General features: G+C 70.6%; 11 protein-coding genes. 6 read left to right on the top strand and 5 right to left on the bottom strand.

The window, feature by feature from the left end; translation table 11 throughout:
• Positions 1-68: 68 nt before the first annotated feature.
• The 4 genes from ACP4J3_RS41985 to ACP4J3_RS41970 all read left to right on the top strand — a co-directional run bounded on the left by ACP4J3_RS41985 (position 69) and on the right by ACP4J3_RS41970 (position 4,865).
• Positions 69-1,319 (top strand): citrate synthase, encoded by a 1,251-nt coding sequence (locus ACP4J3_RS41985; RefSeq protein WP_426542004.1) that lies wholly within the window; start codon positions 69-71, stop codon positions 1,317-1,319.
• Between the two features lie 79 nt (positions 1,320-1,398).
• Entirely contained in the window at positions 1,399-2,346 is a 948-nt protein-coding gene (locus ACP4J3_RS41980; RefSeq protein WP_426542002.1) for a sucrase ferredoxin, read from the top strand.
• Positions 2,347-2,511: 165 nt separating this feature from the next.
• A complete protein-coding gene (locus ACP4J3_RS41975; protein WP_426542000.1) occupies positions 2,512-4,188 on the top strand; it encodes an ATP-binding protein in 1,677 nt (558 codons plus the stop codon).
• Positions 4,185-4,865, top strand: a complete 681-nt coding sequence (locus tag ACP4J3_RS41970; RefSeq protein ID WP_426541998.1) for a response regulator — start codon at positions 4,185-4,187, stop codon at positions 4,863-4,865. Before ACP4J3_RS41975 ends, ACP4J3_RS41970 begins: the two co-directional genes overlap by 4 nt.
• Positions 4,866-5,049: 184 nt before the next feature.
• Here the strand turns inward: ACP4J3_RS41970 and ACP4J3_RS41965 are convergent, their stop codons facing one another.
• The 3 genes from ACP4J3_RS41965 to ACP4J3_RS41955 form a co-directional block, all read right to left on the bottom strand.
• On the bottom strand, positions 5,050-6,642 hold the full coding sequence (locus ACP4J3_RS41965) for a solute symporter family protein (protein ID WP_426541996.1): 1,593 nt from the start codon (positions 6,640-6,642) through the stop codon (positions 5,050-5,052).
• Entirely contained in the window at positions 6,639-7,061 is a 423-nt protein-coding gene (locus ACP4J3_RS41960; RefSeq protein ID WP_426541994.1) for a DUF485 domain-containing protein, read from the bottom strand. Before ACP4J3_RS41960 ends, ACP4J3_RS41965 begins: the two co-directional genes overlap by 4 nt.
• A gap of 223 nt (positions 7,062-7,284) precedes the next feature.
• Positions 7,285-9,408: a DNA gyrase/topoisomerase IV subunit B gene (locus ACP4J3_RS41955; protein ID WP_426541992.1), complete on the bottom strand. Its 2,124-nt coding sequence runs from the start codon at positions 9,406-9,408 to the stop codon at positions 7,285-7,287.
• A gap of 448 nt (positions 9,409-9,856) precedes the next feature.
• Here ACP4J3_RS41955 and ACP4J3_RS41950 point away from each other — a divergent pair, with 448 nt between their 5' ends.
• Positions 9,857-10,087, top strand: a complete 231-nt coding sequence (locus ACP4J3_RS41950; RefSeq protein ID WP_030945102.1) for a DUF7455 domain-containing protein — start codon at positions 9,857-9,859, stop codon at positions 10,085-10,087.
• Positions 10,088-10,190: 103 nt separating this feature from the next.
• Here ACP4J3_RS41950 and ACP4J3_RS41945 read toward each other — a convergent pair whose 3' ends face one another.
• On the bottom strand, positions 10,191-11,036 hold the full coding sequence (locus tag ACP4J3_RS41945; RefSeq protein WP_426541989.1) for a S1 family peptidase: 846 nt from the start codon (positions 11,034-11,036) through the stop codon (positions 10,191-10,193).
• A 212-nt stretch (positions 11,037-11,248) separates the two neighbouring features.
• On the opposite strand from ACP4J3_RS41945, the gene ACP4J3_RS41940 reads away from it, so the two are divergent.
• The gene (locus ACP4J3_RS41940) at positions 11,249-11,440 is read left to right on the top strand and encodes a hypothetical protein (protein ID WP_194039924.1); all 192 of its coding nucleotides are present in this window, start codon (positions 11,249-11,251) and stop codon (positions 11,438-11,440) included.
• An 84-nt stretch (positions 11,441-11,524) separates the two neighbouring features.
• Here the strand turns inward: ACP4J3_RS41940 and ACP4J3_RS41935 are convergent, their stop codons facing one another.
• On the bottom strand, positions 11,525-13,060 hold the full coding sequence (locus tag ACP4J3_RS41935) for an RNA polymerase sigma factor (protein ID WP_426541987.1): 1,536 nt from the start codon (positions 13,058-13,060) through the stop codon (positions 11,525-11,527).
• Between the last annotated feature and the right edge of the window lie 344 nt (positions 13,061-13,404).

The following is a 13,404-nucleotide window of genomic DNA, read 5'->3' as shown; positions in this document are numbered from 1 at the left end:
ATTTCTCTGTCAATATTGATTGAGTCAATACAAGGATCAATGTTCAGCGTCCTGGATACGGTGACCCCATGCGCGATCAAGAACCCGGCCCCGCGGGGCGGCGGCTGACCACCCAGGAGGCCGCCGAACTGCTCGGTGTGAAGCCCGAGACCGTGTACGCGTACGTCAGCCGCGGTCACCTCAGCAGCCGCCGCGCGCCCGGCGGCCGGGGCAGCACCTTCGACGCGCAGGAGGTCGAGACGCTCGCCCGGCGCAACAAGCGGGAGGGCACGGGCGGTTCGGGATCGGGGGGCGAGCTGTCGGTGCGCACCCGCCTGACGTTCATCGACACCGACCGCTACTACTTCCGGGGCGTGGACGCGACCGAACTGGCCGCCCGGCACTCCTACGAAGAGGTCGCCGAGTGGCTGTGGACCGGCCGGTTGCGTCGCGGCGTCACCTTCTCCGCCCCCGGGCCCTCCGTCGCCGCCGCCCGTCGCGCCGTCGACGCCCTGCCCGAACACGCCGACCCCACCGACCGGTTGCGGATCGCGGCGATCGCCGCCGCGACGGCGGACCCGCTGCGCTTCGACCTGTCCGAGGAGTCGGTGCTCGGCACCGCCCGCATCCTCATCCCCACCCTGGTCGCCGCCCTCACCCCGACCGGGTTCAGCTACCACGACGAGGGCTCACTCGCCGAGCGCCTGTGGAGCCGGCTCAGCAGGCGGGCCGCCGACGAGGCGACGCTGCGGGTGCTGGACACGGCGCTCGCGCTGCTCGTCGACCACGACCTGGCCGCCTCGACCCTCGCGGTGCGCGTCGCCGCGTCGGCCCGCGCACATGCCTACGCGGCCGTCTCCACCGGGCTCGGCGTGCTCGAGGGCCCACTGCACGGCGCGGCCAGCGGACTCGCCCACAAGCTGATCACGGAGGTGCTCGACCGGGGCGACGCGGGTCCCGTGATCGCCGAGGAGCTGCGGGCCGGCCGGCGCATCCCGGGGCTCGGGCACCGGCTCTACGCCGGCGAGGACCCACGCGCGCGTGCCCTGTTCGGCCTCCTGGAGGAGATCCCCCGCTGCGAGCCCGCCCTCGCCGCGGCCCACGACATCGTCGCCACGGCCGCCCGTCACACCCCGCTGCACGCCAACGTCGACCTGGCCCTGGCCGTCTTCACCGCGTCCTGCGCCATGCCCGCCACGGCAGGCGAGACGATCTTCGCCGTGGCCCGTACGGCGGGCTGGATCGCACACGCCCTGGAGGAGTACGGCGAGCGACCGCTGCGCATGCGCCCGAGCGGGCACTACACGGGCCCGAAGCCGCCGCAGCCGCTCCCCGAGTAGGACGCGCCGACCCCGCGGCAGCGGGATGGAAGCCCCCTCGGCAAGTCACCGCCATTCAAGTCAGGTTAGGCTCACCTCTGTGAGTACGTGCTCAACCGTCTCGCAGGACCTCGACGAGCCCATCGCGGGGACCGCGGCGACCGCGACGACCTGGCTGCTGCTGGAGCAGCCCGGTCCATGGGGTGCCAAGGCGCTCACCCAGAGCCACCTGGATCCCGCGCTGGGCCGCGCCCTGGAGGCGGCCGCGCAAGGCACGGGCGTACGCGTCGCGCTGATCCGCCGCCCCGGCCGGCACGCCGACTGCGGACGGCTCGCCGAACGCCAGGTGTACGTGGCCCACACCGTCCCCGGGAACGTCTGGCTGCACGCCGCCACGATCAGCGCCCCCGAGCGACTGCTCGACCTGGACTTCGCCGCCCTCGGCATGGGCGACCACCACACCTTCGACTCGGTTCTCCAGGGCCGGCCCCACACAGGCGACCCGCTCGCCCTTGTCTGCACCAACGGCAAGCGGGACCGCTGCTGCGCCCTCCTGGGACGCCCGCTCGCCGCCGAGCTGGCCGCCTCCGGTGTGGACGGCGTCTGGGAGGTCACCCATCTGGGTGGGCATCGCTTCTCCCCGACGCTGCTGGTGCTGCCGTACGGCTACGCGTACGGCCGGGCGCAGGCCCACGCCGTCAAGGAGGTCCTGCACGGCGTCCAGGACGGCCGAATCGTCGTCGAGGGCTGCCGTGGGAACTCCGCCTGGGAGCGGCCGGGCCAGGCGGCCGAGCTGGCGGTGCGCAGGGCGACGGGCGAGGACGCCGCGGAGGCGCTGAGCGTCGTGCGGACGGACGGCGCGGCCCCGCGGTGGGAAGTGACCGTCGCCCACGTGGACGGCCGCCGCTGGCGCGTCAGCGTGGCCCAGGGCGCCTCCCTGCCGCCCCGCCCCGAGAGCTGTGGCTCGGCGCTCGGCTCGCCCGCGCGGATGGACGTAATGGCGGTCCGCGAGTTCACGATCACGATGGCACCGGCACTCGCGGGCTGAGCGGCCACCGCCGACTCCACGTCACGAGCCCGCCCGGAGTCCTCTCGCGAGCCCACCCACAGCATCCGGCTCACCCCACATGGACCCGCCACACCCACGTTGATCAGGAGATACACGTCACACCCCGCTACGGGTGCTCGGGCCCGCCCACGTACCGTCAGGGGTATGAGCCCCACTCCCCCCGCCCGTCGCCTGCGCCTCGGTCTGCCCCGGCGGATGTTCGAGCAGGTACTGCTGATGCAGGTGGCGATCGCCGCGGGAGTCGCGGTGCTCGCGACCGGCCTGTTCCTCGCGCCGCTCAGCGACCAGTTGGACGACCAGGCGATGCGCCGCGCGTTGTCGATCGCGCAGACCACCGCGGTCCAGCCGCAGATCGCCGAGGATCTGGAGAGCACGCCCGCGACGGCCGGCGGCCCGGTCCAGCGGGAGGCGGAGCGCATCCGCGAGGCCACCAGGGCCGAGTACATCGTCGTCATGGACCGGCGCGGGGTGCGCTGGTCCCACCCCACGCCGAGCGAGATCGGCAGGCTCGTCTCGACCGACCCGGGCCAGGCTCTGGCCGGCCATGAGGTCATGCAGATCGACAGCGGCACTCTGGGCCGCACCGCGCGCGGCAAGGTGCCGCTGCGCGACGGCGACGGGAAGATCATCGGGGCGGTCTCGGTCGGCATCGCGTACGACAGCGTGCGGGCCCGTCTGCTGCACGCCATCCCCGGGCTCTTCGCGTACGCGGGCGGCGCGCTCGCGGTCGGCGCACTGGCCGCCTGGCTCATCTCCCGCCGGGTCCAGCGGCAGACCCGCGACCTGGCCTTCTCCGACATCTCGGCGCTGCTGGCGGAGCGCGAGGCGATGCTGCACGGCATCCGGGAGGGCGTCGTCGCCCTGGACCGCACGGGCCGTATCCGCCTCCTCAACGACGAGGCGCGGCGCCTGCTGGGCATCGGTGACGAGGCCGTCGGGCGCTCCCTGGACGAGGCGCTCGGCGCGGGCCGTACGGCCGATGTGCTGGCCGGCCGGGTGACCGGCACCGATCTGCTCACGGTCCGCGGTCAGCGCGTCCTGGTCGCCAACCGCATGCCCACCGACGACGGCGGCGCCGTCGCCACCCTGCGCGACCGCACCGAGCTGGAGCAGCTCGGCCGGGAGCTGGACTCCACGCGCGGCCTGATCGACGCCCTGCGCGCCCAGGACCACGAGCACGCCAACCGTATGCACACGCTCCTGGGGCTGCTCGAGCTGGAAATGTACGACGACGCGGTGGAGTTCGTCGGCGAGGTGGTCGGCGACCACCGGGCCACCGCCGAGCAGGTCGCCGAGAAGATCCAGGACCCGCTGCTGGCCGCCCTGCTGGTCGGCAAGGCGACCGTGGCGGCCGAGCGCGGCGTCGCGCTGCGCCTGTCGGACCGCACGGGTATCCCGGACCGGCTGATCGACCCCAGGGGGCTGGTCACGATCGTCGGCAACCTGGTGGACAACGCGCTCGACGCCGTCGCGGGCACGCCGCACGCGCGCGTGGAGGTGGAACTGCGGTCCGAGGGGCGTACCGCGACCCTCAGGGTGCGCGACACGGGGCCGGGAATCCCCGAGGAGCAGCGCGAGTTGATCTTCACCGAGGGGTGGTCCACCAAGCAGCGCCCGGCCCATCGCGAGCGGGGCATCGGGCTCCCCCTGGTGCGCAGGCTCGCCGAACGGCAGGGTGGCAGCGCGACGGTGGGCGAGGCGGCCGGCGGCGGCGCGCAGTTCACGGTCGTCCTGCCCGAGGCGCTCGCCGAGCCCGCCCTGGAACCGGCCCTCACCATGCCGTCGGATCCGCACACCGTCGCCGAGGAGGAGTCGCGATGATCGAGGTCCTGGTCGTGGACGACGACACGCGCGTGGCGCGGGTCAACGCCGCCTACGTCGAGAAGGTGCCGGGCTTCCACGTGGCCGGCGAGGCGCACAGCGCGGCCGAGGCGCTGCGCCGCGTGGCGGAACTGCCTCAGCTGGACCTGGTCCTCATGGATCACTACCTGCCCGACGAGACGGGGCTTGCGGTCGTGAAGGAGATGCGCCGGCGCGGCCACCAGACCGACGTGATCATGGTGACGGCGGCGCGGGACGTGTCCACGGTGCAGGCGGCGATGCGGTACGGGGCGCTGCAGTACCTGGTCAAGCCGTTCGCCTTCGCGGGTCTGCGCACCAAGCTGGAGGCGTACGCGGAGTTGCGCCGCACCCTCGACGGCGGCGGCGAGGCGGAGCAGGCCGAGGTGGACCGCATCTTCGGCGCCCTGTCCGCACCGTCGGAGCCCGATCTGCCCAAGGGCCACTCCCCCACCACCGCGGAACTCGTGCGCCGCTCCCTGATGAACGCCGAAGGCCCTCTGTCGGCCCAGGAGATCGCCGAGCGGACCGGGGTGAGCCGCCAGACCGCCCAGCGCTATCTGAAGCTCCTGGAACGCACGGGACGGGCCCGCCTCACCCTCAAGTACGGGGACGCGGGCCGCCCGGAACACCGTTACGTGTGGGCGACCCGCGCCTGAGGCACGGCCCGTGGGGGCGGGGGAAGGAACCGTGCCCTCCTCTTCATACGGATTCCGGCCGCCCAAATATCAGCCGCCCGTGGATGTCATGCGCGGATGCTCCGCCCATACGGCGACGGGGATGTCGTACGGCAGTGAAGGCTCCGTCGGCGAGAGCCCGTTCCGTGCGGGCGCCGGCGGCCGCCTAGACGGCTCCCGCGCCGGTCAGCGACCGCACCTCGGTCTCCGCGTGCTTGGCCGCGTCAGGGGCCTCGGCGGAGGTGACGGTGCCGAGCCAGCCCGCGACGAAGCCGAGCGGGATCGAGACGAGGCCGGGGTTGCGCAGGGAGAAGTACTGGAAGTCGGCTTCGGGGAAGAGCGATTCGGGGCTGCCCGAGACCACCGGTGACAGCACGACGAGCGCCACGGCCGGGATCAGGCCGCCGTACACGGCCCAGACGGCCCCGCGTGTGGTGAAGTCCCGCCAGAACAGCGAGTACAGCAGCACGGGCAGATTGGCGGACGCGGCGACGGCGAAGGCGAGCCCCACGAGGAACGCGACGTTCAGGTCCCGGGCCAGCAGTCCGAGGCCGATCGCGACCACGCCGATGCCGACCGCGGCGACCCGCGCCACGGCCACCTCGCTGCGGGGCTTGGCACCCCGGCGCCGTAGTGCGGCGTAAAGGTCGTGAGCCACGGCGGCCGAGGAGGAGAGCGTGATTCCGGCGACCACCGCGAGGATCGTGGCGAAGGCGATGGCGGCGACGACCGCGAACAGAACCGTTCCTCCGGTGGAGTCCGCGCCGCCGCCGAGGTCGAGGGCGAGCAGGGGAACCGCCGTGTTCCCGGCCGCGTTCGACCCGCGCACGGCCTCGGGCCCGACGATCGCGGCAGCGCCGAAGCCCAGGACGATGGTCATCAGGTAGAAGCCGCCGATGAGCCCGATCGCCCAGACCACCGAGCGCCGCGCCGCTCGGGCGGTGGGCACGGTGTAGAAGCGGGACAGGATGTGCGGCAGCCCGGCGGTGCCCAGCACCAGGGCGAGGCCGAGGCTGATGAAGTCCAGCCGGGCCGTCCAGTCATCGCCGTACTTCAAGCCGGGCGCCAGGAACGCGTTTCCGTGTCCACTGCGCTCGGCGGCCGTGAGCAGCAGTTGGTCGACGTCGCCGTGGAAGCGCAGCAGCACGAGAACCGTCAACGCGACGGCGCCGCCGAACAGCAGGACCGACTTGACGATCTGGATCCAGGTGGTGGCCCGCATCCCTCCCATCGACACATAGATCACCATGAGCGCGCCGACGCCGATGACGGCCCAGGCCCGCGCCGCCTCGCCCTCGCCCCCGAGCAGCAGCGCGACCAGGGTGCCCGCGCCCACCATCTGCGCCACCAGATACAGAACGGACACGGTGACCGAGGAAGTTCCCGCCGCGATCCGCACGGGGCGCTCCCTCATCCGCGCCGCGACCACGTCGGCGAGTGTGAACCGGCCGCAGTTGCGGACCAGTTCGGCGACCAGGAAGAGCACCACCAGCCAGGCCACGAGGAAGCCCACCGAGTACAGCAGCCCGTCGTACCCGAAGAGGGCGATGAGCCCGGAGATGCCGAGGAAGGACGCCGCGGACATGTAGTCACCGGCGATGGCAAAACCATTCTCCATCGGTGTGAAGAGCCGGCCGCCCGCGTAGAACTCCTCGGCGGAGCCCCGCCGTCTGCGGCTCACCCAGGTCGTGATCGCCAGCGTGACGGCGACGAACACGCCGAACAGCAGCAACGCCAGCCTCTGATGCTCGTCCGTCATGCGGCACCGCCCTTGGCTACGCGCGTCAACTCCTGGGTCTGCCAGCGCAGTTCGAGCGCCGACCGGTCCCGGCGCAGCCGGGCGTGGCGGGCGTAGGCCCAGGTGAACAGGAAGGTGGTCAGGAACTGCCCGAGCCCCGCGAGCATCGCGACGTTGACCGCGCCCACGACGGGCCGGGCCATCAGCCCCGGCGCGGTCGTGGCGGCCACGACGTAGGCCACGTACCAGGACAGGAACACGGCGACCGCCGGCACCACGAACCTCCGGTACCGACCGCGCACTTCCCGGAACGCCGCACTGCGCTGCACCTCGAGGTACACGTCCCCCGCGGCCGGTGAGGCGGCCTCGGGGACGTCCGTACCGTCCAACTCCCCCCAGCCGGAGGCGAGGGCGTCGTACCAGGGATCGTCTGAGTGCATGCCCAAGCATGGACAGAACGGAAAGACCACCGACACGGCTTCTCAGCGCGCTTCACCCCATCAGGTGATTCATGCTCAGATGCCCCGCACCCGCCGACGGCGAGAACCCCCACAGGGGCCACCCGCACCCGACGACGAAAGCCGCACGGGCGGTGCGGGTGGGAACCCAAAAGGGCCGAAGGCGAAGCCGAGGCCAAAACGCGCCCCAAGCCCAGCGCAGCGGCTACGCGTCGATGCGAGAGCGGTCCAACGTAGCCGCCGAGCTGGAGATGAACTCCTTGCGCGGCGCCACGTCGTTGCCCATCAGCAGATCGAAGACCCGCTCGGCCGCCTCCAGGTCGGTGAGGCTGATCCGCCGCAGCGTGCGGTGGCGCGGGTCCATGGTCGTCTCGGCGAGCTGGTCGGCGTCCATCTCACCGAGACCCTTGTACCGCTGGATGGAGTCCTTGTACCGGATCCCCTTGCTCTCGAACTCCATGAGCTTGTCCCGCAGTTCACGGTCGGAGTACGTGTAGACGTACTTCTCCTGCCCCTTCTTGGGCTGGACGAGCTCGACCCGGTGCAGCGGAGGCACGGCCGCGAACACCCGGCCCGCCTCGATCATCGGCCGCATGTAGCGCTGGAACAGCGTCAGCAGCAGGGTGCGGATGTGGGAGCCGTCGACGTCGGCATCGGTCATCATGATGATCTTGCCGTACCGGGCGGCGTCGATGTCGAAGGTCCGGCCGGATCCCGCTCCTATGACCTGGATGATCGCGCCGCACTCGGCGTTCTTGAGCATGTCGGTCACGGACGACTTCTGGACGTTGAGGATCTTGCCGCGGATCGGCAGCAGCGCCTGGAACTCGGAGTTCCGGGCGAGCTTGGCGGTGCCGAGCGCGGAGTCTCCCTCGACGATGAACAGCTCGCTGCGGTCGACGTCGTCGCTGCGGCAGTCGGCGAGCTTGGCGGGCAGCGACGAGGACTCCAGGGCCGTCTTGCGGCGCTGCGCGTCCTTGTGCTGGCGGGCGGCGATGCGCGTACGGGCGGCCGCGACGGCCTTCTCGAGCACCACGCGCGCCTGTGCCGCAGCGTCCCGCTTGGTGGACGTCAGGAACGCCTTGAGCTCCTTGGAGATCACGGTGTTCACGATGCGTCGGGCCGCCGAGGTGCCGAGGACCTCCTTGGTCTGGCCCTCGAACTGCGGCTCGGCGAGCCGGACCGTGACGACCGCGGTCAGGCCCTCCAGGGCGTCGTCCTTGACGATGTCGTTCTCGGCGACGCGCAGCATCTTCTTGGTGCGCAGCACCTCGTTCAGGGTGCTGGTGACGGCCGTCTCGAAGCCGGCGACGTGAGTGCCGCCCTTGGGGGTGGCGATGATGTTCACGAACGACTTGAGGTTGGTGTCGTAGCCGGTGCCCCACCGCAGGGCGACGTCGACGCCCAGCTCGCGCGTGACCTGGGTGGGCGTCATCTGGCCGTGCTCGTCGAGGACCGGGACCGTCTCCCTGAAGGTGCCCTGGCCGCTGAAGCGGAGGACGTCGCAGACGGGCTTGTCGGTGGCCAGGTACTCGCAGAACTCGCTGATCCCGCCGTCGAAGCGGAACGACTCCTCGCCCTTGCTGCCGCCCTCGCCGAGGCCGAACTCGTCACGGACGACGATGGTCAGGCCGGGGACCAGGAACGCGGTCTGACGGGCGCGCTGGTGGAGGTTGTCCAGGGAGAGCTTGGCGTCCTTGAGGAAGATCTGGCGGTCGGCCCAGTAGCGCACGCGCGTGCCGGTGCGCGTCTTGGGGATCTTCTTGGCCTTGCGCAGGCCGCTCTTGGCCTCGAACTTCGCCGTCGGGCCGACGGCGGCGAAGGCGCCCGGAACGCCGCGCCGGAAGCTGATCGCGTGGGTGTGGCCGCCCCGGTCCACCTCGATGTCCAGCCGCGCGGACAGGGCGTTGACCACGGAGGCGCCCACGCCGTGCAGACCGCCGGAGGCCGCGTACGAGCCGCCGCCGAACTTGCCGCCGGCGTGCAGCTTGGTCATGACGACCTCGACGCCGGACAGGCCGGTCTTGGGCTCCACGTCGACCGGGATGCCCCGGCCGTTGTCCCGGACCTCCACCGACCCGTCGTCGTGGAGGATCACCTCGATGTGGTCGCAGTAGCCACCGAGGGCCTCGTCGACGGAGTTGTCGATGATTTCCCAGAGGCAGTGCATGAGACCGCGGCTGTCGGTGGAGCCGATGTACATGCCCGGGCGCTTGCGCACGGCCTCGAGCCCCTCGAGGACGAGCAGGTGCCGCGCGGTGTAGTTGGAACCGTCCCGGTCTGCTCCTGCCAGCAGCGCTGTGGACGGCACGGACGTCTCGGCGGTCACGCGGTTCGCTCCTCGCTGAATTTCAGGTGACGCCCTGATGGGTAAGGGCGCGGCTTCGGTCGCCGTCAAGAGGGTACCGAGGCCTGGTAGAGCCGTTGTAACGCCACCCTCGTGCGAAACACAGAGTAGTCCAGGATCGCATACTTGTTCGATCCCTCGATGGGGTGAAGTACATATCACGTTCCCTTCCAGGCATGAACCATTTAGGCTCCGGGCACGTCCTCATGAACAAACCGGCAAGCCAGCCGGGAGGACCGACCTTGACCAACAGCGCGAAACCGTAAGCACGACAGAGACGCAATACGGCACATTCGCCGCCAAAGCCGGCAGCAGCCAGCCGCCTCGGAAGAAAAATTTCTCTCTGGGAGAAGCCGCGAGCGGGAACGTTTTGGGGCTGGTTGGATGTTGACCCTGGTACGACAGCTCGTCGAGCTAGAGAAGAGGCGACGTGACTACTGTTCTGACCCCCGCGAGCCCGCTGACGGCCGCTGACCGCTGCGACCGCTGCGGCGCACAGGCATACGTGCGCGTCGTCCTGCTCAGCGGCGGAGAACTGCTCTTCTGCGCCCACCATGGCCGCAAGTTCGAGCCGGAACTCAAGAAGATCGCCGCTGAGATACAGGACGAGACGGAGCGGCTGACGTCCGTTCCGGCGTCCGCGTCCGAGGAAGAGCGCTGACACCTCGCGTCCACGACGAGCCAGCTCCGGCACAGGCCGGTTGACGGGCGGTCGTCCCTGAAAGGGCAGGGGCGACCGCCCGCGCTCATGCCCTCGCGAGCCCTCAGCGCTCCCGCACCACGGCCCGCCACCCCATGCTCCGTACGACTTCGGACACCCGGGTGTAGACGCCGGGGCTGCCCGCGCGGCCACACCCGTTGCCCCAGGACACGAGCCCGATCAGCTTCCCCTGGGCGACCAGCGGCCCTCCGCTGTCCCCCTGGCAGGCGTCCCGGCCCCCCAGCCGCTCCCCGGCACAGAGCATGCTGCCGGCCAGATACCTGCCGTCACCGTCGCCCGGATACGCCTGCCTGCACAGACCGTCGGGCAGTACGCGCACGCGTGCGGCCCGCAGACCGCGCGGATAGTCGCCCGCGCCGGTGACATCCCCCCACCCGTAGACCAGGGCTTGCGTCCCCGGCACATAGGCGGGATCGCCGGCGCGCGCCATCCCGATGACCGCGCTCGCGGGCAGGGGCCGGGCGAGGCTCACCACGGCGAAGTCGCCGGCGTTGGTGTCCGTGTCGTAGTGCGGGTTCACCCAGGTGTCGCGGACCCGGATCTCCTGCCCCCGGCCGGAGAGCAGGTCCGAACGGCCCGCGATGACCTTGAAGTCGCGCACCTGGTCCGGTGACGTGCCCAGGACCTCCTCGCTCAGACAGTGGGCCGCGGTCAGCACGGTGGACCGGCCGACCGCCACACCGACGCAGAACTGACCCGCCCGCGTACCCCCGAACCGGTCACGGCTGGACAGCGCCACGGTCCAGGGACTGTCGGACACATCGACCGGGAACCCGCCGACGACGATGCTGTCGGCGGCCGCAGGGGCGGCGGACACCAGCGGTATGGCGGTCGCCAGGGCCGCCAGAACCAGCGGCCGGGCCAGCGCCCGGGCAAAGGGACGACGCATGACTTTCCTCACTCTCGGGTGATCATGGGAAACCCAGAGTGAGTCAGCTCGCCGCACCCCGCACCCGCGAGCCGGGCCTTGAGCGCCGTACGACTACGACCTGGTCGGGGTAGGCGCGCAGTATGGACGTGTGAGTGCTGCGCCCGGCCTCCGTGGACGCACGTGGGCAGGGAGCGCAGTCCGCGCAATATCTTGGATCGAGAGGACCCACCATGACCGTCCGCACGATCGCCCACCACCTCGGCCTGCCTGTCCGGCGCGACTCGCAGGAGGTAGCAAAGATCATCGAGGGACTCCGCCCCACCCTGGACGACCTGCCTGACGACAAGCGGGAACGGCTCGAAGCCGAGTGGACCAAGGTCCTCAGCGAACGCCACTGGCACCGGCCCTACCTCCGGGACTGAGCACCCCGCCCAAGCGCGAGCCGCCACACGAAAGCGCCCCCGACCCGCAGAGCGGCAGGTCAGGGGCGCCCGGTGAGATCCGACTCAGTCGAGGTAGTCGCGCAGCACCTGGGAGCGCGACGGGTGGCGCAGCTTCGACATGGTCTTGGACTCGATCTGGCGGATGCGCTCGCGCGTGACGCCGTAGACCTTGCCGATCTCGTCGAGGGTCTTCGGCTGACCGTCGGTGAGACCGAAGCGCATGGAGACGACGCCCGCCTCACGCTCGGAGAGGGTGTCCAGCACGGAGTGCAACTGCTCCTGGAGGAGCGTGAAGCTCACCGCGTCGGCCGGGACGACGGCCTCGGAGTCCTCGATGAGGTCACCGAACTCGCTGTCACCGTCCTCGCCCAGCGGGGTGTGCAGGGAGATGGGCTCACGGCCGTACTTCTGGACCTCGATGACCTTCTCCGGGGTCATGTCGAGCTCCTTGGCCAGCTCCTCCGGGGTGGGCTCGCGGCCCAGGTCCTGGAGCATCTGGCGCTGCACGCGCGCGAGCTTGTTGATGACCTCGACCATGTGCACCGGGATACGGATGGTGCGGGCCTGGTCGGCCATGGCGCGGGTGATCGCCTGACGGATCCACCAGGTGGCGTACGTGGAGAACTTGTAGCCCTTGGTGTAGTCGAACTTCTCGACCGCGCGGATCAGACCGAGGTTGCCCTCCTGGATGAGGTCCAGGAAGAGCATGCCGCGGCCGGTGTAGCGCTTGGCCAGGGAGACCACCAGACGGAGGTTGGCCTCCAGGAGGTGGTTCTTGGCGCGGCGGCCGTCCTCGGCGATGATCTCCAGCTCACGCTTGAGCTTGGGGGCGAGCTTGTCGGCGTTGGCCAGCTTGTCCTCGGCGAACAGGCCCGCCTCGATGCGCTTGGCGAGCTCGACCTCCTGCTCGGCGTTGAGCAGGGGGACCTTGCCGATCTGCTTGAGGTAGTCCTTGACCGGGTCGGCGGTGGCGCCGGCCGCGGCGACCTGCTGCGCGGGCGCGTCGTCCTCGTCCTCGTCGGAGAGCACGAAGCCGGCGCTCTCGGCGCCCTCGGGCTCGTCGCCGGGCTTGGTCTCCTCGATGACCTCGTCCTCGAGGACCTCGGCGTCGTCCTTCTTGGCCGTCGCCTTCTTGGCGGCCGTCTTCTTGGCGGCTGCCGTCGTCTTCTTCGCGGCCGCCTTCTTGGCGGTCGTCTTCTTGGCAGCCGCCTTCTTGACGGGTGCCTCTTCCTCGACCGCGGGTGCGGTGGCTGGCGCCGCAGGCGTGGCGGTGGCGGTGGCCTTCTTGGCGGTCACCGTCTTCGCCGCGACCGTCTTGGTGGCGGTGCGCTTGGCCGGACTCTTCGCTGCGACGCTCTTTCGGGTGCGCTTGGGCTCCGCGGCACTGACCATCAGCGTCACACCCTCTTCCTCGAGGATCTGGTTGAGGCTGCGCAGTACGTTCTTCCACTGAGTGGCCGGAATCTGGTCAGCTTCGAAGGCCCGACGCACATCGTCGCCGGCGATCTGCCCCTCAGCCTTTCCCCGCTCGATAAGAGCCATGACAGAGACGGACTCGGCGATCTCCGGCGGGAGCGTACGGGATGTGCTGGCCGACACGAACAACCTCTCGGAACGTTGGAAAACGGCTTCCGGCCCCGTCCAGGCGGACAGGAGCCGACCACCGGCCTGGGGATTGGGCCGACGGTGCGGGCGGGGGCCGGGAAGATGCACAGCGCCTTGAACGGCGTCCGTATTCCCTCCGCGGCTGTCACCTCTTAGGTCATCGCGCTGTTTCCTCGAGTGTTACGCCCAATCTGCGTGGCCCGAGTCACATCCCGCAACCGATCGAAAGCAGACAGATCAGGACAGAAGCGGTCACCTGCAGCTTCGACAACGCACTGTACGGCGATTCCGCCGCCGTGTAGCACCGTCGGACCCGCAGGATCCGTGGGGATCCTGCG

The sequence above is a fragment of the Streptomyces sp. UG1 genome, from assembly GCF_049974585.1.
In the GTDB taxonomy this organism is placed as follows: domain Bacteria; phylum Actinomycetota; class Actinomycetes; order Streptomycetales; family Streptomycetaceae; genus Streptomyces.
Note: the sequence above shows the minus strand (reverse complement) of the source record. Positions and strands in the feature narration are given on the sequence as shown.

What these genes read in the sequence shown, in the direction of transcription:
- ACP4J3_RS41985 (WP_426542004.1), top strand. Translation starts at nt 69, where the DNA reads ATGCGCGATCAAGAACCCGGCCCCGCGGGGCGGCGGCTGACCACCCAG.
- ACP4J3_RS41975 (WP_426542000.1), top strand. Translation starts at nt 2,512, where the DNA reads ATGAGCCCCACTCCCCCCGCCCGTCGCCTGCGCCTCGGTCTGCCCCGG.
- ACP4J3_RS41970 (WP_426541998.1), top strand. Translation starts at nt 4,185, where the DNA reads ATGATCGAGGTCCTGGTCGTGGACGACGACACGCGCGTGGCGCGGGTC.
- ACP4J3_RS41965 (WP_426541996.1), bottom strand. Translation starts at nt 6,642, where the DNA reads ATGACGGACGAGCATCAGAGGCTGGCGTTGCTGCTGTTCGGCGTGTTC.
- ACP4J3_RS41960 (WP_426541994.1), bottom strand. Translation starts at nt 7,061, where the DNA reads ATGCACTCAGACGATCCCTGGTACGACGCCCTCGCCTCCGGCTGGGGG.
- ACP4J3_RS41945 (WP_426541989.1), bottom strand. Translation starts at nt 11,036, where the DNA reads ATGCGTCGTCCCTTTGCCCGGGCGCTGGCCCGGCCGCTGGTTCTGGCG.
- ACP4J3_RS41940 (WP_194039924.1), top strand. Translation starts at nt 11,249, where the DNA reads ATGACCGTCCGCACGATCGCCCACCACCTCGGCCTGCCTGTCCGGCGC.